Origin of the sequence: Marinomonas sp. KMM3893 (assembly GCF_004352855.1) — a bacterium.
Classification (GTDB): Bacteria; Pseudomonadota; Gammaproteobacteria; order Pseudomonadales; family Marinomonadaceae; genus Marinomonas; species Marinomonas arenicola.
On record NZ_SJSC01000007.1, the window covers coordinates 133,281 to 159,281 of the forward strand.

Annotated in this window: 23 protein-coding genes and 1 other RNA gene; 9 read left to right on the plus strand and 15 right to left on the minus strand. The window is 46.2% G+C overall.

The genetic code is table 11. The features are described 5' to 3' along the window. Nucleotide 1: 1 nt before the first annotated feature. Entirely contained in the window at nt 2–1,507 is a 1,506-nt protein-coding gene (lysS, locus tag E0D71_RS15460) for a lysine--tRNA ligase (RefSeq protein WP_133004207.1), read from the minus strand. A gap of 37 nt (nt 1,508–1,544) precedes the next feature. Next, a protein-coding gene (gene prfB, locus E0D71_RS15465; protein WP_133004208.1) for a peptide chain release factor 2 occupies nt 1,545–2,640 on the minus strand; the annotation gives its coding sequence in 2 pieces (ribosomal slippage) (nt 1,545–2,567 and nt 2,569–2,640; 1,095 coding nt in all). 145 nt (nt 2,641–2,785) lie between these two features. On the opposite strand from prfB, the gene E0D71_RS15470 reads away from it, so the two are divergent. The 3 genes from E0D71_RS15470 to E0D71_RS15480 all read left to right on the plus strand — a co-directional run bounded on the left by E0D71_RS15470 (nt 2,786) and on the right by E0D71_RS15480 (nt 3,985). Then, nucleotides 2,786–3,079: a cell division protein ZapA gene (locus E0D71_RS15470; protein WP_133004209.1), complete on the plus strand. Its 294-nt coding sequence runs from the start codon at nt 2,786–2,788 to the stop codon at nt 3,077–3,079. Between the two features lie 135 nt (nt 3,080–3,214). After that, a non-coding RNA gene (gene ssrS / locus E0D71_RS15475) (6S RNA) lies at nt 3,215–3,392 on the plus strand. A 5-nt stretch (nt 3,393–3,397) separates the two neighbouring features. Then, nucleotides 3,398–3,985, plus strand: a complete 588-nt coding sequence (locus E0D71_RS15480; RefSeq protein ID WP_133004210.1) for a 5-formyltetrahydrofolate cyclo-ligase — start codon at nt 3,398–3,400, stop codon at nt 3,983–3,985. Between the two features lie 131 nt (nt 3,986–4,116). Here E0D71_RS15480 and traF read toward each other — a convergent pair whose 3' ends face one another. The 7 genes from traF to astE all read right to left on the minus strand — a co-directional run bounded on the left by traF (nt 4,117) and on the right by astE (nt 11,225). Further along, nucleotides 4,117–5,421, minus strand: a complete 1,305-nt coding sequence (gene traF, locus E0D71_RS15485; RefSeq protein ID WP_133004211.1) for a conjugal transfer protein TraF — start codon at nt 5,419–5,421, stop codon at nt 4,117–4,119. A gap of 252 nt (nt 5,422–5,673) precedes the next feature. Beyond that, a complete protein-coding gene (kdsB, locus tag E0D71_RS15490; RefSeq protein ID WP_133004212.1) occupies nt 5,674–6,450 on the minus strand; it encodes a 3-deoxy-manno-octulosonate cytidylyltransferase in 777 nt (258 codons plus the stop codon). After that, nucleotides 6,447–7,031, minus strand: a complete 585-nt coding sequence (locus tag E0D71_RS15495) for an HAD-IIIA family hydrolase (protein ID WP_133004213.1) — start codon at nt 7,029–7,031, stop codon at nt 6,447–6,449. The genes kdsB and E0D71_RS15495 overlap by 4 nt, the downstream gene beginning before the upstream one ends. Nucleotides 7,032–7,034: 3 nt before the next feature. Continuing rightward, complete coding sequence (gene kdsA / locus E0D71_RS15500) at nt 7,035–7,892, minus strand: 3-deoxy-8-phosphooctulonate synthase (protein ID WP_133004214.1); 858 nt, start codon at nt 7,890–7,892, stop codon at nt 7,035–7,037. Between the two features lie 71 nt (nt 7,893–7,963). Then, a complete protein-coding gene (locus E0D71_RS15505; protein WP_133004215.1) occupies nt 7,964–8,974 on the minus strand; it encodes a KpsF/GutQ family sugar-phosphate isomerase in 1,011 nt (336 codons plus the stop codon). 116 nt (nt 8,975–9,090) lie between these two features. Beyond that, nucleotides 9,091–10,092, minus strand: coding sequence for a zinc ABC transporter substrate-binding protein ZnuA (znuA, locus tag E0D71_RS15510; RefSeq protein WP_133004216.1), 1,002 nt, complete (start codon nt 10,090–10,092; stop codon nt 9,091–9,093). Nucleotides 10,093–10,202: 110 nt separating this feature from the next. Beyond that, nucleotides 10,203–11,225 (minus strand): succinylglutamate desuccinylase, encoded by a 1,023-nt coding sequence (gene astE / locus E0D71_RS15515; RefSeq protein ID WP_133004217.1) that lies wholly within the window; start codon nt 11,223–11,225, stop codon nt 10,203–10,205. A gap of 268 nt (nt 11,226–11,493) precedes the next feature. Here astE and E0D71_RS15520 point away from each other — a divergent pair, with 268 nt between their 5' ends. The 3 genes from E0D71_RS15520 to hemE all read left to right on the plus strand — a co-directional run bounded on the left by E0D71_RS15520 (nt 11,494) and on the right by hemE (nt 14,081). Then, nucleotides 11,494–12,027, plus strand: a complete 534-nt coding sequence (locus tag E0D71_RS15520; protein ID WP_133004218.1) for an NUDIX domain-containing protein — start codon at nt 11,494–11,496, stop codon at nt 12,025–12,027. Continuing rightward, on the plus strand, nt 11,984–12,793 hold the full coding sequence (locus E0D71_RS15525) for a DUF2927 domain-containing protein (protein WP_133004219.1): 810 nt from the start codon (nt 11,984–11,986) through the stop codon (nt 12,791–12,793). The genes E0D71_RS15520 and E0D71_RS15525 overlap by 44 nt, the downstream gene beginning before the upstream one ends. A 184-nt stretch (nt 12,794–12,977) precedes the next feature. Continuing rightward, the gene (hemE, locus tag E0D71_RS15530; RefSeq protein ID WP_133004220.1) at nt 12,978–14,081 is read left to right on the plus strand and encodes a uroporphyrinogen decarboxylase; all 1,104 of its coding nucleotides are present in this window, start codon (nt 12,978–12,980) and stop codon (nt 14,079–14,081) included. 84 nt (nt 14,082–14,165) lie between these two features. On the opposite strand, the gene E0D71_RS15535 is transcribed toward hemE, so the two are convergent. Next, complete coding sequence (locus E0D71_RS15535; RefSeq protein ID WP_133004221.1) at nt 14,166–14,537, minus strand: hypothetical protein; 372 nt, start codon at nt 14,535–14,537, stop codon at nt 14,166–14,168. A gap of 128 nt (nt 14,538–14,665) precedes the next feature. On the opposite strand from E0D71_RS15535, the gene E0D71_RS15540 reads away from it, so the two are divergent. Continuing rightward, the gene (locus tag E0D71_RS15540; protein ID WP_133004222.1) at nt 14,666–15,004 is read left to right on the plus strand and encodes a P-II family nitrogen regulator; all 339 of its coding nucleotides are present in this window, start codon (nt 14,666–14,668) and stop codon (nt 15,002–15,004) included. Nucleotides 15,005–15,131: 127 nt separating this feature from the next. On the opposite strand, the gene E0D71_RS15545 is transcribed toward E0D71_RS15540, so the two are convergent. The 5 genes from E0D71_RS15545 to E0D71_RS15565 all read right to left on the minus strand — a co-directional run bounded on the left by E0D71_RS15545 (nt 15,132) and on the right by E0D71_RS15565 (nt 19,359). Next, the gene (locus E0D71_RS15545; protein ID WP_133004223.1) at nt 15,132–15,842 is read right to left on the minus strand and encodes an ABC transporter permease; all 711 of its coding nucleotides are present in this window, start codon (nt 15,840–15,842) and stop codon (nt 15,132–15,134) included. A gap of 3 nt (nt 15,843–15,845) precedes the next feature. Then, a complete protein-coding gene (locus E0D71_RS15550; RefSeq protein WP_133004224.1) occupies nt 15,846–16,535 on the minus strand; it encodes an ABC transporter permease in 690 nt (229 codons plus the stop codon). Nucleotides 16,536–16,614: 79 nt separating this feature from the next. Further along, a complete protein-coding gene (locus E0D71_RS15555) occupies nt 16,615–17,370 on the minus strand; it encodes a transporter substrate-binding domain-containing protein (RefSeq protein ID WP_133004225.1) in 756 nt (251 codons plus the stop codon). Nucleotides 17,371–17,436: 66 nt separating this feature from the next. Next, entirely contained in the window at nt 17,437–18,204 is a 768-nt protein-coding gene (locus E0D71_RS15560) for an ATP-binding cassette domain-containing protein (protein ID WP_133004226.1), read from the minus strand. 135 nt (nt 18,205–18,339) lie between these two features. Further along, nucleotides 18,340–19,359 carry a GlxA family transcriptional regulator gene (locus tag E0D71_RS15565; protein WP_133004278.1) on the minus strand — a complete coding sequence of 340 codons (1,020 nt, stop codon included), beginning with the start codon at nt 19,357–19,359 and terminating at the stop codon, nt 18,340–18,342. Nucleotides 19,360–19,652: 293 nt separating this feature from the next. On the opposite strand from E0D71_RS15565, the gene E0D71_RS15570 reads away from it, so the two are divergent. Together E0D71_RS15570 and E0D71_RS15575 are read left to right on the plus strand one after the other, a co-directional pair. Continuing rightward, nucleotides 19,653–24,476, plus strand: a complete 4,824-nt coding sequence (locus E0D71_RS15570) for an NAD-glutamate dehydrogenase (RefSeq protein ID WP_133004227.1) — start codon at nt 19,653–19,655, stop codon at nt 24,474–24,476. A 51-nt stretch (nt 24,477–24,527) separates the two neighbouring features. Then, nucleotides 24,528–25,751 carry an aspartate aminotransferase family protein gene (locus E0D71_RS15575; RefSeq protein WP_133004228.1) on the plus strand — a complete coding sequence of 408 codons (1,224 nt, stop codon included), beginning with the start codon at nt 24,528–24,530 and terminating at the stop codon, nt 25,749–25,751. Nucleotides 25,752–26,001: the final 250 nt, after the last annotated feature.

The following is a 26,001-nucleotide window of genomic DNA, read 5'->3' on the forward strand; positions in this document are numbered from 1 at the left end:
ATCAGTCCTGAGGCTTCATATGAGGGAACAACAATACGTCACGGATAGACGGCGCATCAGTGAACAACATCACCAAACGGTCGATACCGATACCTTCACCAGCGGTTGGTGGTAGGCCGTATTCTAGGGCGTTGATGTAGTCTGCATCGTAATGCATGGCTTCATCATCACCCGCGTCTTTCTCTGCCACTTGGCGTTTGAAGCGTTCAGCTTGGTCTTCTGGGTCGTTAAGCTCCGAGAAGCCGTTGGCGATTTCACGGCCACCTACGAAGAATTCAAAACGGTCTGTAATGAAGTCGTTGTCGTCGTTACGACGTGCAAGTGGTGATACTTCCGCAGGGTATTCTGTGATGAAAGTCGGCTGATCCAATTTGTGTTCAGCGGTTTCTTCAAAGATTTCCGTCCATAGCTTGCCAAGACCCCAAATCGGTTTCACATCGATTTTCAGTGATTTAGCAACTGCTGTCGCTTTTTCCAAGGTGCTTAGGTCGTCTGCGGTCAACGTTGGGTTGTAGTGCAGGATAGACTCAAGCATGGTCATGCGAACAAACGGCGCGCCGAAGTCGTATTCAGACCCTTGGTAGGTCACTTTAGTGGTGTTCAACACTTTTTCAGCCACGGTGCGCAACATGTCTTCTGTTAGATCCATAAGATCTTTGTAGTCGGCGTACGCTTGGTAGAATTCGATCATGGTGAATTCTGGATTATGGCGAGTCGAGGTTCCTTCGTTACGGAAGTTACGGTTGATCTCGAACACACGCTCAAAGCCACCCACAACCAAACGCTTCAAGTAAAGCTCAGGGGCGATACGCAAGTACATGCTCATGTCCATGGCATTGTGATGCGTCACGAAAGGACGCGCCGTCGCACCACCAGGAATGGTTTGCAGCATTGGCGTTTCCACTTCCATAAAACGACGATCTTCTAGGAAGCGACGAATCGTAGAAATGATTTTTGAGCGCATTTGGAAAGTATCACGAGAATCTTCATTCACGATCAAATCAACGTAGCGCTGGCGGTAACGCATTTCCATGTCAGACAAACCGTGGTGTTTATCTGGCAATGGACGCAAGGATTTGGTTAGCAATTGCGCTTCGTGCATGTCGATGTACAAGTCGCCTTTACCTGACTTGTGAACAGGACCAGAGATACCAATGATATCGCCCAAATCCCATGTTTTTTGTTCAGCAAGCAATTCAGGGCTCAACACTTTGCGGTTGATGTAGGCTTGAATCTGACCAGACATGTCTTGTAGCAACATGAAAGCGCCACGGTTACGAACGATACGACCGGCGATGCTAACCACGTGGTTCTTTTCTTCTAATGCTGGCTTTTCAATCTCGCCAAATTCTGCTTGCAAGTCTGCCGCGTACGCATTGCGACGGAACGCATTAGGGAAAGCATTACGCTGCTCACGGATCGCCGCCAATTTACCGCGACGTTCTGCCACTAAACGGTTGTCTTCAGATTGTGCTGTGGATTCTGTGCTGTTTGCTTCGTTAGCCATGATTTGCTATCTACTCTTTAAAATGGGTTCTGGCGCTTTACAGGCCTTGTTTTAAGCTTGCGACGATAAATTGATCTAGGTTGCCATCCAACACGGCGCCCGTGTTTGAGGATTCCACACCGGTGCGCAAATCTTTAATACGTGACGCATCGAGAACATATGAGCGAATCTGGCTGCCCCAACCAATATCGGATTTACTGTCTTCCACTGCTTGCGCGGCTTCGTTACGTTTCAGCATTTCAAACTCGTACAATTTGGCACGAAGTTGTTTCATGGCGAAATCACGGTTAGCGTGCTGCGAGCGCTGGTTTTGACATTGCACAACGATACCCGTTGGTACGTGAGTAATACGTACCGCGGAATCTGTGGTGTTTACGTGCTGACCACCCGCACCAGATGAACGGTAGGTGTCGGTGCGAATATCGGCAGGATTGATCTCGATATCCACATTGTCGTCCACTTCTGGAGACACAAACACAGACGCAAAGGAAGTATGTCGGCGGTTCCCTGAGTCAAACGGTGACTTACGCACTAGACGGTGAACACCGGTTTCAGTGCGCAACCAACCAAACGCGTATTCGCCTTCAAAGCGAATCGTTGCCGATTTAATACCTGCCACATCACCGGCAGACACTTCCATCAACTCGACTTTAAAGCCCTTGTCTTCACCCCAGCGTAAGTACATGCGCAATAGGATATTGGCCCAATCTTGTGCTTCGGTACCACCAGAGCCAGATTGAATATCAAGGAAAGCGCTGCTTTCGTCCATTTCCTTGGAAAACATACGACGAAACTCAAGCTTGGCCAACAGATCTTCAAGGTCTGCCAATTCCAGCTTCACCGCTTCCACGGATTCTTCATCGTCTTCTTCTACGGCAAGGTCCAAAAGCTCTTTGGCATCTTCTAAACCGCTTTCCATACTCTCTAGAGTATCGACCACTGCTTCTAGAGCAGAGCGTTCTTTACCTAGTTTTTGAGCATAATCTGGGTCATTCCAGACATCAGGATCTTCAAGTTCTCGGTTGACTTCTTCTAGGCGCTCTTTCTTTGACTCGTAGTCAAAGATACCCCCGAAGGGTTAAAGCACGTTCAGACAGGTCTTTTATCTTAGAAAGTATCGGGTTGATTTCCATATTGGCGTCAATTTGCTATAAACAGTGTGGATAAAGTTAATCCGGAATTGTAACGAATTTACCCGCAGCATAAAATGCCATTCGCTACCTAATGATGGAAAAACAGACCATTTTTTTGTGGGCCTTGCTATCAACTGGAGTCTATATGGATAAGCCAACCGTTTCAGTCAACATTCTGGGACAAACATTTAAGATAAATTGCCCTAAAGGGCATGAGGCGGATTTGAAAGAAGCCGCTGAATACCTCAACAATCAAATGCGGGAAATCAAAGCCGGTGGAAAAGTCATCGGTCTTGAAAAAATTGCCGTATTGGCTGCGTTGAATATTACTCACGATATGCTTTCTGGGCAAAAATACGCACGAGCGAACGAGCAACAATTGCGAGAACTGACTTCGCAGCTGGATGCCGCGTTAACACATCAAACAAAAGCCGGTTAAACAATAACCTAAGCCGTTTATTCTTTAACCTGTTTTTTGTTGATGCAAGCTCGCAACACGAATTTTCTTCATACAACCCAGAAAACATCAGGGAAGTAAGGGTGATTTCTCAGAAGAGTTACTCTATACTGCGCTTGTTTCCTGGGTTGTTCGAAGCGGCTTAACGCCCTTGAGCCTATGAGTAATACCCCGGAAGGAGACTGTGAGTTTGGTGTGCATGTCCGTGCGTCGGAAAGCCTAAAAAACTTCAGATCCCTCCACCTTGAACCACTGGGTTCAAGGCCAATAGTCGAAACGGCAACTTGGGAAACTCTTTTTATGCCTTCTCCATCCAGTTCTAGAGAAATACTCAGACGTCAACTTCGTCAAACCAGACGACACCTATCCAATGAAGAACAAGCACTTGCTGCTGAGCAACTTACGACTCAGTTCGTTTCAAGTCCTTTATCCAATACGTTAACTCAAAACACTCGCGTTGCCCTTTACCTAAGCAACGACGGGGAAATCTCGCCGAATTCTTTATGCGAATACCTTTGGCAACATGACGTTGACCTTTACTTGCCCGTTCTAGATGGCAAAGCGCTCAGATTTGCACGCTATACATCTACCTCAAAATGGGCCGAAAATCGCTTTGGCATTAAAGAGCCTGTCGCTTCAGAAACAATCGATGGCCTTGAGCTGGATGCGGTCTTTTTACCCTTGGTCGGCTTTGATATCGAAGGTGGCCGCTTAGGCATGGGGGGTGGTTTTTATGATCGTACTTTCGAGCACAAGCAAGCCAATCAACCCCCTATTCTGATTGGTCTGGCCCACGATTGCCAAGAAGTGGCTAAACTGCCGATCGAAAGCTGGGATGTGCCATTGGATAACATACTGACGCCTTCAACCTTCATTCAGCTCACCTGATTAAGACCCTCACAAGAGGCTCACGAATACAGAAAAGGCCGATATGAGATCATCGTATCGGCCTTTTTACTGTTTGCTCTTTTTGCTACTTCTATTGCTCGGCTTACTTATGCTCTGCCGTTTAACACGCCTTAAAACGCCATGTCATACCCTACCGACAAGGCCATGCTACGTGGCAACACACTGTCTCCTTCGATCTTTTGTAGGCCATAAGCAAGGTCTACATTTAAACGTCGGAATAAGGTCAGTCCAGCGGTGACATAACTTAACTGGGTCCCGGCAAAATTCTCCCGATACCCCACTCGAAGCCCTGGCGACAAGACTGAATCACTAAAGTAGGCTAGCGACACCACGCCCCATTGGTAATCATCACCGACTGGGTCTTTTACGCCGTTCACATCGTACGAAGCCGCTAAAATCCACTGACGGTTACGAGAAGTAATCGCGCCATCAATGGTGCCTTGCGCTTCCATTTTATAGGTGTCAGACAAGGACAATTTACCGTCACTCGCTAACGCATTGGCCGCATTGCAACTGGTCAGAGAAGAGCCTGATAACCCAGAACAATTCCCTAGGTCGCCAAAATCAAAGGTTGGCTGATTAATATTCGCCAACGTCACCCCAAGCTGATACTGATGGCTCACCCAAATCGCGCCAAGGTCAATACCCACGCCCGATGACGCCTTTTTGCCAGCGGTTAAGGAATCAATAAAAACCTCTTCTGCGTCGTCACTTTCATCGCTTAAGACCGCCAACGAGCGGCCTAACGAGATCCGATGCACATTGGCTTTAACACCACCAATCAATTCGCCCACTGGGGTTCTTATCACCATTTGGCTGTAGCCTAATCCCACCCGCACATCGGTTGCCGACGCAACATAAAGTGCGCTGTTTGAATTCAGTTCATAGTCTGAGCCCGACCCTGTAACGCTGATGTCATCGGACAAGATATTGGCTTTACCGACAAAAGACGCACTGGCGTCCAACATAAAGGCGCCTCGTGTTCGCGTTTTATAAATAATCGGCATAAAAGGCACTTGAGTGCTGCCAGACAGCTTTACATAGGCGCTCTCAGACAAATCACTCAGAATCGAGTTTGCATCGTCTACAGCGGCATTGGCTTCTGCCGAAGAGGCGTAATCTGTTTTCCCCAAAATATCCGCCAGATCATCCACTCGATCGCTGAAATCATCCACTTTCCCCACTTCGTAAGACACTCCGATGGGGCCTAAAAAGCCCGCTCGCCAGCTTTTGCCAGCTGACGTACTTGCCATTACATAGGGAGCCGCAGGGTTCGCCAGCGACGTGGATAAAGCACGAGGATTCACTACGCCGCTTAACGTATAGCTAGAACCAACCGGCAGATAGACCGGCATGGCGGCCATTACAGAGCCGCTAAATAAACACAGCGCAGACAGAGTCAAAGATGTCTTCATGTTGTCACCAAGCCTTCCTTTGGAAAAATGTGCAAAACCGAATCATGAGTATTCATAATATAGAAGAAAATATGAACATCAACTGACACTGTATTGACACAGTCATAATGGCGTAAGACTCAACCATTTAGGCACAAAAAAACCGCTTAACGCGCAGTGGCATTAAGCGGTTTTAGCAAGGCACAAGAAGCGGCGGCGCTCTCTTCAAAATGGCCTTTAAAAAAAGCGATGACAACACACCATTAAAAAACGCTATGGCAATAAACGGCGCAATGCCTCTAGATCTTCTTCGGTATCGACCCCGTGTGGCGGCAAACCATCGGCTTTGGCCACTTGAACCTTAATACCTTGATGCAAGAAGCGCAGTTGCTCTAGTTTTTCCCATTGCTCTAGTGGCGACATAGGCAAGCTGGCGTACTTGGCTAATAGGCTAGCGCGATACACGTACAAGCCGATATGACGCAACGCTGGAAAATCAGCAGGCAACGGCTGGTGTTCAGCACGCGCCATAAAGCCATTTCGATCCCAAGGCATTGGAGCACGGCTAAAATACAAAGCACGCTGTTTTTCATCGCAGACAACTTTCACCACGTTAGGGTTAAACAGTTCATCGGCGTCGTCAATGCCACACGCGATGGTGGCCATTTCAGATTCCGCGTCATCGGCCAATGCTTTGACAGTCGCATGGATCAAGGCCACCGGTAAAAACGGCTCATCGCCTTGCACATTGACGATAATCTCGTCTTGTTGCCAGCCCATAATAGACGCGACTTCGGCCAATCGTTCGGTGCCATTTTCATGGTCATCACGCGTCATCACCACAGGCGCGCCAAAGCCTTTGGCGGCGCTCTCAATCACCTGATGGTCCGTGGCGATAGTGACCGATTTTGCCCCTGCGTGAAGCGCAAGTTCATACACCCACTGCAAAACAGGCTTGCCACCTAGATCAGCCATCAATTTTTGCGGAAAGCGTTGAGACGCATAGCGCGCAGGAATCACGATGTGAAAGTCAGGTAAAGATACACTCATTTTTTCTCGAACTCCGGTTTTTGAGCCAATGCGTACGCGTCTTCTAATGCCATTCGTGTTGCTAAAATCACATCCGCTACTTCTCTTGCTACGCCCTGTCCTGCCGATTTATTCAAGGTGAAATGACAATGACGTTTCACCAAAACATGGGCATCGCTTGGGCAGAAAGACACGCCGACTTTAGGCATCACTTGCAGATCAATGACATCGTCTCCCACATAAGCGCAGTGCTTAGGGGATATTTGCAATGTGTCGACCAGCTCATCAAAGGCCGCGGCTTTATCATGACAGCCTGGGTAAAAGTGTTTCACCCCTAGATCCTCCATGCGACGGCGCAGTGGCGCGGAATCTTTGGCGGTAATCACAGCGACCGTTACTCCCCATTTAGGCAGCAACTTCATCGCTACGCCGTCTTTGACGTTAAAGCGTTTCACTTCTTCACCGGCGGCGGAATACAGCAAACCGCCATCGGTTAATACACCATCCACATCAAAGACCACCAGCTTAAGTTCCGCCAGCTTGTTTTGAAGCGCGTCTGCGGCCATTAACGAGGGATAAGACGCAAGAAAATCCACATCCATTGGTTAAGCGCTCGTGTCTAGCGTTTCAAACGTTTTCACCAACTCATCAAGCTGTTTCATTTGCTTCAAGAAAGGCGCTAATTTGCCTAATGGCAAAGCACAAGGACCATCGCATTTTGCGTTATCTGGGTCTGGATGCGTTTCCAAGAACAAGCTAGACAAACCAAGCGACATGCCCGCACGAGCAAGCTCAGTGACTTGTGCACGACGACCATCGGCCGAATCAGAGCGACCGCCTGGACGCTGCAAAGAATGCGTCACATCAAACATGACTGGGTATTCGAATTTTTTCATTTCGCCAAAGCCCAACATGTCCACAACCAGATTGTTGTAGCCCATCATGGTGCCGCGCTCACACAACATTAGGTTGTGGTTGCCCGCTTCTTCGCACTTGGTCAAAATATGCTTCATTTCGTGCGGCGCAAGAAACTGTGCTTTTTTAATGTTAATCACAGCGCCAGTTTGTGCCATCGCCACAACAAGATCGGTCTGACGAGAAAGGAAAGCCGGCAATTGGATCACGTCCGCCACTTCTGCAACCGGCGCACATTGGTATTCTTCATGCACATCGGTGATCACTGGCACACCAAAAGTGTCTTTGATTTCTTGTAGAATTTTTAACCCTTCTTCCATGCCAGGACCACGGAAAGAGTTGATAGACGAGCGGTTGGCTTTATCAAAAGAGCCTTTAAACACGTACGGAATACCCAATGCTTGAGTCACTTTAACGTGCTCTTCGGCCACCTTCATCGCCAAGTCACGAGACTCCAATACATTGACGCCACTGAAAAGAACAAAAGGAAGGTGGTTCGCGACTTCAATGTTGTCGCCAATTTTGATGATTTTGCTACCGTGAGACATGCGTCACTCCAGTTAATAGGTTGATTGTGCGCTCCATCTTTTTTCTAAGAAGCGCTAAGTAAGTCATCTGCTTATCGATCGTAAATTTCTAACACGCCCGTCAATGCATTTTCATTATCTGTGACCACTAATAAGGTGATCTTGTCGCGTAGCATCTGCTCTTCTGCTTCCACTATCATGACATTTTCATTGATGGTTTTTGGGTTTGGTGTCATTAATTCCGACATTTTTTTGTCGATCATACCCACGCTGTCTTTCAGCATGGCACGACGTAAATCACCATCGGTAAAAATCCCCAACAGATGCCCCTTGTCTTGAATCAAGACCACCCCCATGCGTCCGTGAGTCATCACTGTGATGGCCTCTTTTAACGACGCTTCTGGGGCACAAACAGGCAGATTTTTGCTGTGCATTAAGTCTTTAACACGGGTCAGCAATTTGCGGCCTAAGCTACCGCCAGGGTGGAAACGAGCAAAGTCTTGCGGTTGAAAATGTCGGCACTCCATTAAAGCCACGGCCAGCGCGTCCCCCATGGCAGTGGTCATAGTGGTCGATGTGGTAGGCGCCAGATTATTAGGGCAAACTTCACGATCCACCGAGATATCCAACACACAATCACAATGTTTGGCGAGCGAAGAGTTCATGTTGCCGACGATGGCAATGCTGGGGTTCCCAAAATTTTTGAGCGACGGCAGTAAACGCATCAACTCTTCGGTTTCACCAGAATAGCTGATTAAAATAAGCGTATCTTGAGCTTGGATCATACCCAGGTCGCCATGAAAGGCTTCGCCTGGGTGAAGGAAAAAACTTGGCGTTCCCGTTGAGGCCAAAGTCGCGGCGATCTTTTTACCAATCAGACCAGATTTGCCCATACCACAAATAATGGTACGGCCTTCGCTCGCGAGTATCATGCGGACCGCTTTAGCGAACTCCTCCGTCACTTGATTGGCAAGACTTGCTAAGGCTTTGGCTTGTGTCGATAAGGTATTACGGGCACTTTCTATCAGCACCTCAGAACGAATATCCTGAGCATTTGAAGAAGTAGGGATAGAAGATGGACTAGTAGAAGACGGATCGCTCATAAGACATCTCTGAATAATTAAGTGAAATGATTATACAGAGGTCAAAGCAGGTCGCCTACTGCAGAGCGAACTTTCCCGCTCACTCTGCAGTGACTCAACCGCTGTACGCTAGCAATTTAGCGTAGGCAGCTCATAAATTGACCACTTACTTCAGATAAGAAGGCAAGGTAGGCACCACGATTAATTGTGATATCGGTCCCTAGTGGGTCTAAAGGAACCGAATTCACCTTGCTGCCGTCCAACAAGGTTTTGACGATCGCAGGGCTAAACTGTGGCTCACTAAACACACACTGCACTTTATTGTGATTAATCATTTCACGGATTTCGGCGATTTTCTTCGCACCAGGTTTGCGCTCAGGACTCACCGTCACTTCGCCAACATGATCCAAACCGTAATGCTGTTCAAAGTAGCCATAGCCATCGTGAAAAACAATATAAGGCACGTCTTTAACGGTCGATAAAGACGCTTTCAGTTCGGCGTCTTTAAGCGCTAGGCCTTTTTCAAAATCGGCTAGATTATGCTGATAAACACTGGCGTTCTCAGGGTCTAACAAGACCAAACGTTGCGCTACCGCAACCGCCAATACTTTCGCGTTGTCTGGGGATAACCACACATGAGGGTTCACACCATCGTGGTGATGACCTTCATGACCTTCATGTTCCTCGTGATCTTCATCATGATCTGCATGCTCGTTATGATGGTCGTCATGATCCGCGTGGTCTTCATGATGTTCGTCGTGGTCATCGTGATCCGCATGGTCGTCGTGATCGGCATGATCTTTTGAAAACTCTTGTAGGGTCATGCCTTTAAGCGCTAACCATTCAATCGACGAATCTTCTTTACCCGCATTTTCGAGTGGCTTTTCTAAAAAACGCTCTAGCGCCTCCCCCACCCAAACAACGGTATCGGCTTGATCTATTTTGCGAAGATCAGACGGGCGCAGAGCAAAATCGTGAGGAGAAGCGGTGCTAGAGACAATTTGTTCAATCTTAGCGTGATCGCCAGCGATGGCAGCCACCACCATAGAAACAGGCTTAATACTGGTGACAATAACCGGCTTAGCAAACAGAACCGGTGACAATACGGACGCACCCAAGGCAACTAACAACTTATTCATTATCGTTAAACCACTCTCTTAATAAATGTTATAACGTAACAATATAAAATTACCGCGCAACTTTCAAGCCCGCATTTAGCAAGCTTGTCGAAAATTGCGTCCTAGGTGGGTTACTTAAGCGTTAAAGCGCTCAACGAAATTGGGCGAACTACTAACCCTGCGCGCTGCCCTATCGGCACATTCGCGTTTGGAAAGATAATGGCGTCGCCACTGGCTTTCACCAGATATTGACTCTGTGAAGAGCGCGCTAATTCATACCCTTTCTCAAACCCGGTAAAGTTTTTCACGTCGTCGGAGATGGTTAGTTGATAATCATCGTGATCTTTTACTAACGCATCCTGCACCGCAAAGAGCTTTAAGCTGTCATCTATTTGTTGGTGGTCTAAAACAGGAAATTTGGCTGTGCTAATCAGCGACATTAGAGTCTGGTTAATCGCCTCAAATCGAGACAAGTCATTCTCACCAAAAGGGTAGACTTTACCGAGTTCTACCGTAAATCCATGGGCGCCATGTTCGGCTGAAGAGTAATAAGAAAAGGTTGTGGTTGGCTGATGTGACAACAAAACAGCGTCGATGCCAGACGCCGCTAAAAAGCCCAGCTGTTGTTGATCATAAGGCGCATCGCCAATAAATGGGTGAACTACAAATTTTTCGTATTCAGAGCCGCGAATTGCAGTATGCAAATCATAATGAAAACGCTGACTGCCTTCTTTGCTGGCGGCGTAAAACGTTGTCACCGCTTGCTCTAAGCATTGCGCCCGTGGCACTTCAATGCCCTCATAATGACACCATGCACCGCTAAACAGTCGATTTAGATTTACATCGCAAAAGCGCTCTGCTCGATTAGCCGCTATCGGGTTGCCAATGATCACTAACAGACGAACGTTTAAGGCTAAACGATCCTCCAAAATGGCCTTCAATAACTGATTGACCAATTCAATGGGCCCAGTTTCATTCCCATGAATCCCCACTGAGAGTACGAGATTGATGTCAGTTGGGCACTTTGGTTCCAACCTTAACACCCCGGTTTCTTCGACAAAGCCCACCCCACTGGCAAACGCCACCTGAAAAGGCGCAAGCGATTCTGGGTGATTGAGCGTCAGGGCAAGAAAATCATTATCTGGGATCATCATAGTTTCCATTACAGCGATTTATTAAATGACAGCGGCTATGTTATGAGTGTGTGTGGCGCGCCAAACAGCCCCAGTACGGGCCTCATTATCATACCTTTTTTTCGCCGCGATATACCTTACTCGACTTTGTAAGGGAGCAGATAGAAAAGTTCTGGTCGCCTTTTGGATAACCCAGGAGGCAACAAGCCTTTTCTTTCACGATAAATGCCGATACCCTTTGTGCCATATTTCATTCCAGCTTCTTAGCTTGTTAACTTTCGAGACTTTTATGCCCACCGAAGAAATCATCACCCTAGTGGATAAACACAACACCGTCATTGGTGAAATTCCTCGTCGCTTGATGAACTTTGGTGAAGATTACCACCGCGTAACCTACATCCTAGTCTTTAATAACAATGGCAACTTGATCGTGCAAAAACGCACAGACAACAAGGCCTTTTGCCCAGGTTATTACGGTGTGTCGACTGGCGGTGTTGTCGACAGTGGCGAATCCTATTTGGAGTCAGCCCACCGTGAGCTACAAGAAGAACTGGGGGTGGATCTAACATTGACCTCACAAGGGGTTTTTTGCACCGAAGGCGAAGGGTTTAGAATCTGGGGGAAAATTTACACCTGCCATTATGATGAACAGCGAGACGGCGCATTGAGCTTGCAGGCAAAAGAAGTGGCATCGATTCATGAAATGAGTATAAATTACATACTAGAGAACACAGATAATTTGCTTTTTACGCCAGACTCTTTGGATGCCTTACGCCATTATGCCAACAAGCTTACTCAGCCGCTGCCAAGCGATCCTAGCTAGTTTTATACTTGCCTTAGCTCTCTTTAGCGGTCAGGCCAGCGCCCTAGAACGCTGGCAGACAGACGCCTACATACAGCAAAGTTTCATCAAAATCGCGCTGGAACGTGAGTACAAAGAATCCAAACACCCCAAGTTGATTCGCTGGGAAAAGCCCATCAAGGTGTATTTTAAAAGCGACATGGGCGATGCCACCTTGCAGCACGACCTCCTCGACGTACAAATCAAACATCTCGCCTATATCACCGGCCAACCTATCGACTTCACGACAAACCCCAAAGAGGCTGGCATCTTTATTATCTTCACCGCCTATAAGACCCTAGAAGACAAAGTCAGACGCTATATTGGTAATCCAGATAAAATCCGTAAAGCGATCAATGAAGCGGTCTGTTTAGGCAACTTTCGCCTCAATAAACGCTCCGAAATCACGCGAGCTGTGATCATCATCCCTGTGGATTACGCCAGAGAAAAAGCCCGTTTGCTCGATTGTGTGGTAGAAGAAATCACCCAAACACTGGGCTTGCCTAATGACTCTAACGATGTTTTCCCTTCTGTGTTCAATGATGTCAGCGTCGATACTTACTTAAGTCCATTGGATTATATTTTGCTCAAAGCACTGTATTCAAAGCACCTTACTCCAGGAATGACAGTGCCTCAGACCAAAGCGGCCTTTCCCAAAGTCCTCAAAGATCTGCACGCTTCTGGCGACATTGAAAACGCCGTCCAACGAGTTCAAATAAAAAGTTTACGACGTTATGTAGGCGACTAGCTAGGTTGCTGACGGCGCTTGTTCGCCATCCGTAATATTATCGAATGCCATCAAAAAGAATGAGATAAATCAATGTCCTTGCCGTTTTTTAGGTAAGTTGTCATAAATTGTATTTATTGGATCTGCTTTTACCGATCAAGTTAGGTAAAATGTTTTCCAACAAAGAACTAATCGGAGAGTCTGAATGTTTCCTGAGCTCAAAAATGATCGCTTCTTGCGTGCTCTACTCAAGCAACCTGTTGATACAACACCTGTATGGATGATGCGTCAAGCGGGTCGCTACTTACCTGAGTACCGCGCAAGCCGTGCCACTGCTGGCGACTTTTTGAGTCTCTGCAAAAACGACGCCTTCGCCTGTGAAGTTACCCTGCAGCCTCTTGAACGCTACGATCTTGATGCCGCCATTCTCTTTTCAGATATTTTGACCATCCCTGACGCAATGGGATTGGGCCTGTACTTTGAAACGGGCGAAGGGCCGAAGTTCAAACATACGGTTCGCTCCAAAGCCGATGTCGATGCCCTGCCAATCGCCACGGCCAACGATCTCGATTACGTAATGAAAGCCGTGACTACGATTCGCCATGCGCTAAACGGTCGAGTGCCTCTGATTGGCTTCTCCGGCAGCCCATGGACTCTGGCGACTTATATGGTTGAAGGCGGTTCTAGTAAAGATTTCCGTCATATCAAGGGCATGATGTACAAAACACCAGACGTGCTTCATGCCTTACTAGACAAGCTTGCCAAATCGGTTATTGACTACCTTAATGGTCAAATCAAAGCCGGTGCCCAAGCCGTACAGATCTTTGATACTTGGGGTGGCGTATTAAGTGGCCCTATGTACCAGCAGTTTTCATTGATGTACATGAAGCAGATCATGGATGGTTTGATCCGCACCCACGAAGGGCGAAAAGTGCCGGTGATCATGTTCACTAAAAATGGTGGTCAATGGTTGGAAAACATGGCGGCCACGGGTCCTGACGCTCTCGGTCTAGATTGGACAACAGACATGGCAGAAGCGCGCGCTCGCGTTGGTGATAAAGTCGCACTGCAAGGCAACGTTGACCCATGCGTTTTGTACGCAGACAAAGCGGTGATTGAACGCGAAGTAGAAAATGTACTCGAAGGCTTTGGCCATGGCACAGGTCATGTCTTCAACCTAGGTCACGGTATTCATCAATTTGTGGACCCTGAGCAACCTAAGTACCTGATCGATGCGGTCCATGAGCTTGGTGCTAAATACCATGAACAGAGCTTTTCAGACCTAGACTCACTCAACGATCTCGACTAAACCACTACCTTGATCGTCTTCTAAAAAGGCACCCGCGTTGATTAACCTCGCGGGTGCCTTTTTTATTGCGTAACCTTGTATTTATTAAGCGGTTTTTATTTCTTGTAAACGCCTAAGACAAGCCTCCCCTACGGGCTTTTTCTGCTCTCGCCAAAGGCCATTTTTCTTACGAGAGACGCACTGAAAGTCGTCGTTCACGTAGCAACAGACATGATCATGACCTTGTTGATCGAGCCAAGACAAACGCCCTAAAGCCCTATTACTACCCAGTCCCACCACCACAAACCTTAGCTGGAGCGCAATGTCGCGATCCCAGGCTGAGAAGCTAATCACATTTTGCGGCGTTGATATTTTTCTAAAATGTAACCCCGCCGCTTGCCAAAGACTCTGCTTTAATCCCTTCATAAAACGGTCTATTTTGGCTTCAAAGACGAGAAAATACTCATTGTCTTGCATACCACACCTCGAAAAATCCATCTTCAGAATAACAAATATAGACCATAACCTATTCCTCAGTAGCGAGTTTCACAAGAGAGTGTTATTTTTACGGAAACAATGCATATTTATTTGTATGGAGAAAGAGAATGAAGTTAATCACCGCCATTATTAAACCTTTTAAGCTAGATGAAGTTCGCGAAGCGCTGTCTGAAATAGGTATTAGTGGTATTACCGTCACGGAAGTAAAAGGATTTGGCCGCCAGCGTGGTCATACCGAGCTATACCGAGGTGCGGAGTATGTTGTCGACTTCCTTCCAAAAGTGAAACTCGAACTGGCTGTTGATCTTGATCAAATGGAACGCGCAATTGAAGCCATTCAACACAGCGCCAATTCAGGTAAAATTGGTGATGGTAAAATCTTTGTTACCGAACTAGAGCAAATCATCCGTATTCGTACTGGCGAAACTGGCGCAGATGCCATCTAAAGCTTCTTAGCGTTTAGCATAGCCCATAAAAACACGCTTAAAAGACACAAAAAAAGAGGCCGAAGCCTCTTTTTTTTACCCTACTATCAGCCCTTTAGCAGCTAAATAATAAAGCGTAACCCTGGCATTAGCCTTTATCTGGCACCTTAATTGAAACGGACCCCAAATAACGGTTTTGACGTTTTTCAACCTGACGGAAGATGGCAATAATCACCATACTAATCACCAAATAAATCGCCCCTGCCGCCAAAAAGATTTCGATTGGCGTGTACGTTCTCGCAATGATGGTTCGCGCCATACCAGTAAGATCCAAAATCGTAATGGTACTGGCTAAGGCACTGCCTTTGAGCATCAAAATGATTTCATTTCCGTAAGCTGGCAACACGATGCCGAATGCACGAGGCAATAAAACACGGCGGTACATTTGCGCTTTAGACATGCCCACGACTTTACAGGCTTCCACTTCACCTGGCGGAATCGCCTGAATCGCGCCTCGGAATATTTCAGCTGTATAAGCAGATGTATTCAAGGTAAACGCAATGATGGCACACCAAAATGGCTCACGCAGAATCGGCCAGAGAAAACTCTCACGAACGACCTCAAATTGTGACGCACCGTAGTACACCAAAAATATTTGCACTAGCAAAGGCGTACCGCGAAAGAAGAAGATGTAAGCAAAGGGAAACGATCGAATCCAAAGCACTGGCGAAATACGCGCCAGAGCGATAGGCAAAGCAATGATGCCCCCCAATACAATTGATAAAACAACCAACTGCAGGCTAACCCAAGTCCCTTCTAATAAACGAGGGAAGTATTCTACAACTACTGAGAAATCCATCGTTTACCCTCTTGTTAAGCCACGGCGAGCGCGCTTTTCTAAATACGACACCACACCCATGGAGACAACGGTTAGTGCCAAATACATAATCGCTGCCACAAGGTAAAACAAGAAAGCTTCTTTTGTGCTACTTACAGCAATGTTTGCTTTACGCATAATATCTTCTAAACCTACCACAGAGACTAATGCGGTATCTTTCAGCAGTACCAAAAACAAGTTGCCTAAACCGGGCAAGGCGATGCGCCAAACCTGTGGCAAAATAATTCGATAGAACTTGTGAAATGTGCCCATTCCTAACGCCACAGCCGATTCATGCTGCCCCTTAGGAATAGATTGCAAAGCACCTCGAAATACTTCTGTTGCGTACGCACCAAAAGTTAGCCCCAACGCCGTCACACCCGCAGCAAAAGCACCAATTTCAATATATTCATCATACCCAAACAGACTCGCAATCGACATTAAGACGGTGGTCGCCCCAAAATAGATAATCAGCACTGTCAATAATTCAGGAAGCCCCCGAATCAAGGTGGTATAGATATTCGCAATCCATTGCAGAGGTTTTATTGACGATAATTTAGCGGCGGCGCCCAATAAACCGAGCACAAGACCAACAACTAAAGAGGCAAGAGCAAGCTCTACGGTAACCAATGCGCCTTGTAACAGCTGATGACCGAATCCATGAAGATCAATCATATTTTTTTCTCAGAATTAAACAGGAAACAACCCCTTTAGCTCAGCAAATGAGCCAAAGGGTATGTCGACTTTCTACCGATTAATAGATAGAAAATGGGAAGTATTTAGCGTTGATTTTTTGATAAGTACCATTTGCTAAAATTTCTTTTAGGGCTTCGTTTAACTTATCTTTCAACTTATCGCCTTTGCGTACAGCAATACCGATATTGTCGTTTTTCATGAAAGCAGCGCCTTTAAACTCAAACTTATCGCCATTACCGGACGTTTTAAGCCAGTTATAAGTCGGCAACTCATCCGACAACACAACATCAAGACGACCAGAAACTAGATCCAAATACACGTTGTCTTGGTTATCGTAGAATTTCAGTTTGGCCTTGCCTGCATAATTGTCTTCTAGGTACTGAGCACCCAAGGTTGCACGCTGTGCACCAATGGTTTTGCCATCTAGATGCTTAAGATCTACTTTCTCACCAGTACGGCCTAGGAAGCGCAAACCGCCTGAGTAGTATTTGTTAGTGAAATCTACCACTTTCTCACGCTCTGGAGTAATAGACATAGACGCAATAATGGCGTCGAATTTACGTACTTTCAGACCAGGAATAAGACCATCCCAATCCTGCGTAACCACTTCACAATCTGCTTTCATTTGCGCACACAAAGCGTGCGCAATATCCACATCAAAACCCTGTGGTTTACCTGAAGAGTCGATGTAATTGAAAGGCGCCCAAGCACCTTCTGTCGCGAAACGAATTTTGTCAGCTGCTTGTGCAGAAGCGCCAGTCAGTGCTGCGCCAACAAAAAGAGCCGAACCCATTATAATAGTTTTTAATTTCATGAAAGATTCCTTAGTGAACAGTTATTTTTTTACTTTATTTAAACCAAGCACAGTCTTAACGATTACCTAAAACACACTAGATAAGAATGCCTTACAACGCTCAGACTCTGGAGATCCAAACACTTTACTTGGAGCGCCTTGTTCTTCAACGACTCCCTGATGAAGAAACACAACATCGCTGGATACTTCACGAGCAAAGTTCATCTCATGAGTAACAATCAGCATCGTTCTACCTTCGTCAGCCAGTTTACGCATTACACCTAATACTTCACCTACTAACTCAGGGTCAAGCGCTGAGGTAGGCTCATCAAACAAGATGACCTGAGGGTCCATCGCTAACGTTCTCGCAATGGCGACACGTTGTTGTTGGCCACCAGAAAGTTGGTTTGGGTACATGTCTTTTTTGTCCGCTATCCCTACTTTATCAAGAAGATGTTCAGCGTACGCTTTAACTTCATGCTTTGGACGTTTAAGAACATGAGCTGGCCCTTCCATAACATTTTGCAAAATAGTCATGTGTGGCCATAGATTAAAGCTTTGAAAAACAAAGCCAATCTGCTGACGCATCTTGGTCAGCTGCTTCATATTACCGGAAACCAAATCGCTACCATCAGGAACCAAATTCAAAGATTCACCATTAAAGATGATTTCCCCTTTGGTTGGATTTTCTAGCATATTAATACAACGTAAAAATGTGCTTTTTCCTGAGCCACTTGATCCAAGAATAGAAATAACATCCCCGTCATAGGCTTTTAAGGAGATACCCTTAAGCACCTCTACATTCCCAAACGTTTTATGAATGTCTATTAGCTCTAGAGCCGGGACTTTCGACATGTTGATTACCTTTTTATATATCATTTTTATTTTCGTGTACGAAAATAGAACCTGAGAAAGCACGCCCTGCCGCTATTAGAGCAGGAAAAAGCAGCGCACTCATAGATCAAAATAGCTCGTAAAGCGTATTTTAAATTATTTTTTCCATAATTGTCTTTTTTTCCTGTCTGTTTGATCAGGTTGAGCCACCTTAATTTGCAGATTTTTCCGTTCTGCTCTGGGTGAGAGCCCAAAAAACCCCTTATAAGTGGTACTAAAATGTGGCGCCGTCGTGAATCCACACTCCAACCCAACCTCTGTAATCGACTTATCCGTTTGCAATAACATCTGTTTAGCATGCTGAAGACGCAGTTCCAGATAGTAGCGAGAGGGCACAGAACTCAAGTTCTGCTTAAACAAACGCTCTAAATGACGGCGAGAAACACCAACATGATAAGCAATATCATCAGACGACAAAGGTTCGCGGATGTTCGCTTCCATTAATTGAACCGCTTCAACCAATTTCGGCTGGCCAGTTCCTATCCGCGCCTGCAGTGGAATCCGCTGCGGGTCGTCGTGAGTACGAATACGTTCACAAACAAACTGTTCTGAGATGGTGCTAGCAAGCGTCATGCCATGCTGTTTACCAATTAGAAACAACATCATATCCATTGCCGCGGTGCCACCACTGCACGTAAAACGATCACGATCCACTTCAAATAAGTGACTCGACACAATCGTATCGGGAAACTCGTCCCGTAAATTGGCAATATTCCACCAATGTATGGTCGCACGATAGCCATTTAACAGCCCTGCTTTGGCCAATAAATAGCTCCCTGTGCAAAGACCGCCGAGATGAATCTGCTTTTGCGCCTGCTTCTTCAACCAATTTTCTAAAGTTTGACTTTCGTTTTGTGTCACTGGCGAGGCACCACACACAAAAATGGCATCAAGATCCTTAGGTGCATCCATGGTGGAGTAGTCAGTATGCGTTGTTACCCCTGTATTTGAAGAGATTTCACTCTCCCCATGACCAATGGTACAAAAACGATATAGCTCTTTTCCTGTCACCCAATTCGCCATGTGCAAGGTTTCTATTGCAGATGAAAAACCCAACATTGAATAGTGAGGTAGAAGCAAAAAACCGTATTTTTGAGGTTTTTTGCTCGCCTGCATGATTTCTCTCGATGCAAATTCACTCTTGTACAAATTATTATCCTGCGATCAATGAGTAAAAAAGAAGTTTATTTCGTTTAAAATGGATAACAAAGGGTTTTCCTGTTTGAATCAAGCTCTTTTTAGGAAAAACCTTCAAATAAGAGAACTAAATGTCGCAATTGCGTAATTTCAAGCCTTTCAAAGGAGACGAGTTTTCATAATAATCGTTTGGCAGTCTTGAAGTAGTACTTTCGTGATCTAACAATGGCAACTAGTTTTATAAAGAACACCACTCATGAGGATGAGTTCTAATGACTGATAATAAAAAATGCGAATTGATCGACCGTATTGAAGCTGAGATACGAGACAACTTCAGTAGTAGCGAAGCACAAAATCTTGTTCACCTTACCCACCTATACTTCCAGGACTCGCTAACGGAAGACATGGTGAATGAGTCCATTGAAAACCTATATGGCACTATCGTATGCCTATGGGATTTCTTACAACAACGCTCAGGTTCACAGCCGAAAGTTCGCGTTTACAACCCTAATTACGAAGAGCATAGCTGGCACTCGACACACACTGTGATCGAGATTCTAACAGAAGACATGCCATTCCTTGTGTCCTCTTTTAACATGGCACTTGTGCGCTTAGGTCACACTATTCACTTGACCGCTCACCCGGTCGTCCCTGCAGTACGCAATAAAAAAGGTGAGCTGCAGTCTATTAACCCTAATGGCCCTCTTGAAACGCACGAAGCATTGATGCGTTTTGAAATTGATCGTCTATCCGACATCAACCTGTTAGACGAAATCAAAGAAGAGCTTTTGTCTAGTTTAGTCGATGTTAAAAAGGCCGTGAAAGATTGGCCAACGATGAAAAGCAAACTGAGCGAAATTATCGGCGAGTCCGAAAAAATCGCTCATTTAAAAGACAATGCCGAGCACCAAGAGAATCTTGATTTTCTTCGCTGGATCGCAAACGACCACTTCACCTTCATCGGCTTTCGCGCCTATGATTTGGTCGCAGAGAAAGACGAAGCGCACCTTAAATTGGTAGACGGCTCTGGTCTTGGTACTTTCCGAGACATCAATGATAAGAAAGTAAAACGCGACATAGTGCTTAACAATCGTTTGGCAGAGTTGGCGGTTGATAACAGCAATGCGCTTATCTTAACGAAGTCCACTGCTATTTCGACCGTACATCGCCCTGTTCACTTAGATTATCTAGGCGTAAAACGCTTCGACAAAAAAGGCAATGTGATCGGCGAATGGCGTTTCTTTGGTTTGTATTCTTCGGCGACTTACGTGGCCCGTTTACAAGACATCCCTTTGTTGCGTAAAAAGCTAAACCACATTGTTGAACAAGCAAATGTGGACCCAAACAGCCACAAAGGCAAAAACCTTAAGCACATTCTTAACAGCTACCCGCGCGATGAAATGCTGCAAGCGCCTGTGACTGAGCTTTACGATACAATCGAGAGCATCCTCGCGATTCAAGAACGTCGTCAATTACGTGTATTCTTGCGCAAAGACATTTATGGCCGCTTCTTAAACGCCTTGGTGTACGTGCCTCGCGATCGTTACAACACAGAATTGCGTATTCATATGCAAGACATTCTGATGAATGCTTGTAACGGCACAAGCTCTGAGTTCAACGTACAGTTCTCTCAACTTGTGTTGGCTCGCGTTAACTTTACGATCCAAATCGCTGACCCACAAAACAGCCCTTCCATCGACGAAGAAGACATTCAACGTAAGATGCAAGAAGCCATGAGTTCGTGGGAAGACAAACTGCTGTCTGCTTTGCATAAGAGCAATGGTGAAGAAACCGGCAATACGCTGTTCGCACAATACGCTCACTACCTACCAGCCGCGTACCGTGAAGACTTCTCTCCAAATTCTGCGGTATTGGACATCGAACGTCTTAACTCATTGGCTGGCGAAGGCGACATCAGTACTCATTTGTATCGTCAGGTTGGTCAAACCAAAAACAACTACTTCTTCAAAGTGTACGGCTCCGGCACGTCCTTGGTGTTGTCAGATGTATTACCGATTCTTGAGTGCATGGGGTTACGTGTTCTTGAAGCGCGCCCTTATGAGTTAGACAATCACGAAGAAGACATTAAAAACACTTGGATCGTGGAATTTGCGATTTGCGTGGACGCTGACGTTAACCTTGAGAAGAACGCACAACGTGTGGCCTTCCAAGACGCGTTTAACCAAGTCTTTAGCCGCCGTATTGAAAATGACCGCTTTAACGCCCTTGTATTAGACGCGTCTTTGACGTGGCGCCAAGTCACTATGCTACGTGCATTAACCAAATACTTGATGCAGTTACAAGTGCCTTTCTCTGTTCAATACATGCAACAGACATTGGAGAAGAACGCCAATATCGCACGCTTGTTGGTGCAATTATTTGAGCAACGCTTTGACCCAAGCTTAACCGCTAAACGCGATGACAAGGTTCAAAAACTGCTTGAGAAAATTGATCTAGAATTGGATCAAGTGGCGAATTTGGATGAAGATCGAATCCTCAAACATTACTTGTCTGTTATTCAGGCGATGATTCGTACTAACTTCTACCAACCTGATGTTAACGGCGAAATCAAAGATTACGTTTCTTTCAAACTAGACCCATCTTTGATCCCTGCAGTACCACTACCTCGCCCTAAATTTGAGATCTTCGTTTACGCACCTTGGGTTGAAGGTGTTCACATGCGAGGCGGCAAAGTGGCTCGCGGTGGCTTACGCTGGTCAGATCGTATGGAAGATTTCCGTACCGAAGTACTTGGTCTAGTAAAAGCCCAAATGGTAAAAAATGCGGTCATTGTGCCATCCGGTGCAAAAGGCGGTTTTGTTGCCAAGCAGCTTAAGAAAAATGCGTCTCGTGAAGACGTTCAAGCAGAAGTTGTTCGTTGCTACACCACCTTTATCAGTGGCTTGTTAGACATCACTGACAACCTGGTTCAAAACGAAGTGGTTGCACCTCTTTCCGTTGAGCGTTACGACGAAGACGACCCATACTTGGTAGTCGCCGCCGACAAAGGCACAGCGACCTTCTCAGACCTTGCGAACAGCATTTCTGAAAAATACGGTTTCTGGTTAGGCGACGCCTTCGCTTCTGGTGGTTCTAATGGTTACGACCACAAGAAAATGGGCATCACAGCTCGCGGCGCCTGGGAATCTGTGAAACGTCAGTTCCAAGAAATTGGCATTGATTGCCAAACAACCGACTTCACCACAGTCGGTGTTGGCGACATGGCCGGCGACGTATTTGGTAACGGTATGCTGCTGTCTGAGCACACTCGCCTGATCGCAGCCTTTAACCATATGCACATCTTCATTGACCCAACACCAGATGTGGCAAGCTCATTTGCAGAGCGTCAGCGTATGTTTAATCTCCCTCGCTCATCATGGGAAGATTACAACAAAGAATTGATTTCTAAAGGCGGCGGCATCTTTAATCGTTCCGCAAAATCCATTCCAATCAATGCTGACATTCGTAAAGCCCTCGGCATCGAAGGCAACATGAAGTCCATGGCACCAACGGACTTAATCAATGCCATTTTGAAAGCACCAGTTGATTTGCTTTGGAACGGCGGTATCGGTACCTACGTTAAAGCTGAAAGCGAAACACACGCAGACGTTGGTGACAGCGGCAACAACGCCTTACGCGTTAACGGTAAAGAACTACGTTGTAAGATTGTTGGCGAAGGCGGTAACCTTGGACTAACACAGCGTGGTCGTATTGAGTTCGCTCAAAACGGCGGCTTAATCAGCACAGACGCAATCGACAACTCGGCGGGCGTTGACAGCTCTGACCACGAAGTAAACATTAAGATCCTGCTTAACCGTGTTGTTGAAAATGGCGACATGACTGAGAAGCAACGTAACACTTTGTTGGCTCAAATGACCGACGAAGTAGGTCGTCTTGTATTGCGCCATAACTTAGGACAAAGTCATGTACTGTCCTTGGCGAACGCACAATCATCCGAACGTTTGACTGACCACTGGCGCTTGATCTTGTCCTTGGTACGTGAAGGTCGTCTAAACCGTGAAATCGAATTTTTACCAAGCGATGCGCAAATCAAAAAACGCTTGAACAAAAATCAAGGACTGACTCGTCCTGAGATTTCTGTGTTGCTGGCCTACTCTAAAATCAAGCTTTCTGAGCAATTGGTTGAAGACGGCATTGGTGAAGACCCTGATTTAATTACTCAAATTCATCAGTACTTCCCGAAAGAGCTGACCAAACGTTTTGGCGATCAAATGGCGTCACACCCATTGGCTCAAGAAATCATTGCTGGCCACGTTACCAACAACCTTGGTAACCGCATGGGCCCAACCTTCAGTACCTATGTACAAGAAGAAACCAGCGCATCGGCTCTGAACCTAGTTCGTGCTTACATGGCAGCAGAAGACATTTTCGACATTCCTTCTCTTTGGGATTCGATCAACGCTCTGGATTTCCAAGTTTCTAACCAAGTATCGAACAACCTATTGATTCGCATTCAAGCCTTGCTAGAACGCGCGACGCTTTGGTTGTTACGTAACACTCGTGAGAGCTTGTCGATTCAACGTTTGAAAGACACTTACAAACCAGGTGTTGAGATCATTCGCGCTAACATGCAAGCGATCCTAACAGAGCCAAGCCAAGCACACTTAGCCGAAATCAATGCAGAGTTGGCTGAACAAGGCATTCCAGCAGAAGTGGCAGAGAAATTGTCTGCACTGCATTACTTATTCTACGGACTGGACATCATTCGTGTGGCCAGCAATACCGAGAAAGAAGTATTGGATGTCGCACAGACTTACTTTGCCCTTGAAATGGATCTAGAGCTTCATTGGCTACGTCACAGCGTGTTCGAATTATCGGCTGACGATATGTGGCAACGCCGAGCGAAAGCCGGCCTTGGTGACGAAGTAGATAACAGCTTAAGAACCCTCACTCAGGAAGTCATTCAATCCAGCTCTGATATCAAAGAGCTTGAAGAAAGACTGACTTTCTGGCGCGAGCAAAATAGCGACAATATCAAGCATTACAGAACCACCTTCGGTGAAATTAAATCTGAAAGTGAATTGACTCTTGCTATGGTAACTGTGGCTATTCGTGAGTTGAGAAACCTGATATAAACCAAAGGGCGGCTGGTTCTACAGTCGCCCATCTTTAAGAGGTATATAAAAGTGACTGAACAAGTAACGAGAGCAACATTTGACGAAGTAATGGTTCCTAACTACGCACCATCTGCGGTTATTCCAGTGCGTGGCGAAGGCTCTCGCGTATGGGACAAAGAAGGTAAGGAATACATTGATTTTGCAGGCGGTATTGCCGTGACTGCGCTAGGTCATTCTCACCCAACTCTAGTCAATGTAATGCGCGAGCAAGCGGGTCAACTTTGGCATCTATCCAATGTCATGACCAACGAACCTGCCCTACGCTTAGCGCAGAAACTGACCGATAAGACATTTGCTGATCGCGTCTTTTTTTGTAACAGCGGTGGTGAAGCCAATGAAGCCGCTTTCAAACTCGCTCGTCGTTACGCATTCGATCACTACGGTCCTGAAAAGAACGAAATTATTGCCTTCAATAAATCGTTCCACGGACGTACTTTGTTTACCGTTTCTGTTGGTGGACAACCTAAGTACAAAGAAGGTTTCGAGCCGACTCCGGCTGGCATTAATCATTGCGACTACAACAACATTGATCAATTAAAAGCGTTGATCTCTGATAAAACTTGCGCCGTTGTGATGGAGCCAATTCAAGGGGAAGGCGGTATTATTCCTGCGAATGTCGAGTTTGCTAAGCAGGTGCGTGAGTTGTGTGATCAACACAATGCACTGCTTGTATTTGACGAAGTGCAGTCTGGCGTGGGCCGTACTGGGACTTTCTTTGCCTACGAGCAATTGGGTGTAAAACCTGATGTGCTAACAAGCGCAAAAGCGTTAGGTAACGGTTTCCCCGTTGGCGCTATGCTTACTACCAAAGACATTGCAGCTAGCCTAGCCATTGGTACACACGGTAGCACTTATGGTGGCAACCCAATGGCGTGCGCTATTGCTGAAGCCGTCGTCGATATTATCGATACGCCAGAAGTACTAGGTGGTGTTGATAAACGTCATGCGCTTTTTGTTGCAGGTTTAACGGCCATCAACGAAAAATACCATGTCTTTAAAGACATTCGCGGCATGGGCTTATTGATCGGTGCTGAAGTGGTCGACAGCCTAAAAGGCAACGCGAAAGCGTTCCTAGTTGAAGCCGCTAAAGAAGGCTTGTTCGTATTGGTTGCTGGTGCTGACGTACTGCGTTTTGCTCCATCACTGATCATTCCAGAAGCCGACATTGCTGAAGGTTTTGTTCGTTTAGAACGCGCTGTCGCAAAAGTGGTAGCAGACAACAAAGCCGCGTAATCCATTTTCGGTCATCGAATGAGATAACGTACTCGCATCAGAATCGGGCCTTCACTTTAGTGTCGCGCCCGATTTTTTTTATTGATCAAAAAATTTCCTCTCACTCTACATCCTCAATGCGCTTTTTAATCGGCCAATTCTTTGCGTTTAGGAAGTCACGCAGTTTTATTCTTTGTTTACAGCTTCTTGAATAGGAGTTTGATTGTTCTTCACTCAGTACTAGTTTAAGCTTCAAACAGGTCTAATTAGA

Excerpts from the sequence above, each read along its gene's own strand:
- lysS (WP_133004207.1), bottom strand. The coding sequence starts at position 1,507 with ATGGCTAACGAAGCAAACAGCACAGAATCCACAGCACAATCTGAAGAC.
- E0D71_RS15470 (WP_133004209.1), top strand. The coding sequence starts at position 2,786 with ATGGATAAGCCAACCGTTTCAGTCAACATTCTGGGACAAACATTTAAG.
- E0D71_RS15480 (WP_133004210.1), top strand. The coding sequence starts at position 3,398 with ATGCCTTCTCCATCCAGTTCTAGAGAAATACTCAGACGTCAACTTCGT.
- traF (WP_133004211.1), bottom strand. The coding sequence starts at position 5,421 with ATGAAGACATCTTTGACTCTGTCTGCGCTGTGTTTATTTAGCGGCTCT.
- kdsB (WP_133004212.1), bottom strand. The coding sequence starts at position 6,450 with ATGAGTGTATCTTTACCTGACTTTCACATCGTGATTCCTGCGCGCTAT.
- E0D71_RS15495 (WP_133004213.1), bottom strand. The coding sequence starts at position 7,031 with ATGGATGTGGATTTTCTTGCGTCTTATCCCTCGTTAATGGCCGCAGAC.
- kdsA (WP_133004214.1), bottom strand. The coding sequence starts at position 7,892 with ATGTCTCACGGTAGCAAAATCATCAAAATTGGCGACAACATTGAAGTC.
- E0D71_RS15505 (WP_133004215.1), bottom strand. The coding sequence starts at position 8,974 with ATGAGCGATCCGTCTTCTACTAGTCCATCTTCTATCCCTACTTCTTCA.
- znuA (WP_133004216.1), bottom strand. The coding sequence starts at position 10,092 with ATGAATAAGTTGTTAGTTGCCTTGGGTGCGTCCGTATTGTCACCGGTT.
- astE (WP_133004217.1), bottom strand. The coding sequence starts at position 11,225 with ATGATGATCCCAGATAATGATTTTCTTGCCCTGACGCTCAATCACCCA.
- E0D71_RS15520 (WP_133004218.1), top strand. The coding sequence starts at position 11,494 with ATGCCCACCGAAGAAATCATCACCCTAGTGGATAAACACAACACCGTC.
- E0D71_RS15525 (WP_133004219.1), top strand. The coding sequence starts at position 11,984 with ATGCCAACAAGCTTACTCAGCCGCTGCCAAGCGATCCTAGCTAGTTTT.
- hemE (WP_133004220.1), top strand. The coding sequence starts at position 12,978 with ATGTTTCCTGAGCTCAAAAATGATCGCTTCTTGCGTGCTCTACTCAAG.
- E0D71_RS15535 (WP_133004221.1), bottom strand. The coding sequence starts at position 14,537 with ATGCAAGACAATGAGTATTTTCTCGTCTTTGAAGCCAAAATAGACCGT.
- E0D71_RS15540 (WP_133004222.1), top strand. The coding sequence starts at position 14,666 with ATGAAGTTAATCACCGCCATTATTAAACCTTTTAAGCTAGATGAAGTT.
- E0D71_RS15545 (WP_133004223.1), bottom strand. The coding sequence starts at position 15,842 with ATGGATTTCTCAGTAGTTGTAGAATACTTCCCTCGTTTATTAGAAGGG.
- E0D71_RS15550 (WP_133004224.1), bottom strand. The coding sequence starts at position 16,535 with ATGATTGATCTTCATGGATTCGGTCATCAGCTGTTACAAGGCGCATTG.
- E0D71_RS15555 (WP_133004225.1), bottom strand. The coding sequence starts at position 17,370 with ATGAAATTAAAAACTATTATAATGGGTTCGGCTCTTTTTGTTGGCGCA.
- E0D71_RS15560 (WP_133004226.1), bottom strand. The coding sequence starts at position 18,204 with ATGTCGAAAGTCCCGGCTCTAGAGCTAATAGACATTCATAAAACGTTT.
- E0D71_RS15565 (WP_133004278.1), bottom strand. The coding sequence starts at position 19,359 with ATGCAGGCGAGCAAAAAACCTCAAAAATACGGTTTTTTGCTTCTACCT.
- E0D71_RS15570 (WP_133004227.1), top strand. The coding sequence starts at position 19,653 with ATGACTGATAATAAAAAATGCGAATTGATCGACCGTATTGAAGCTGAG.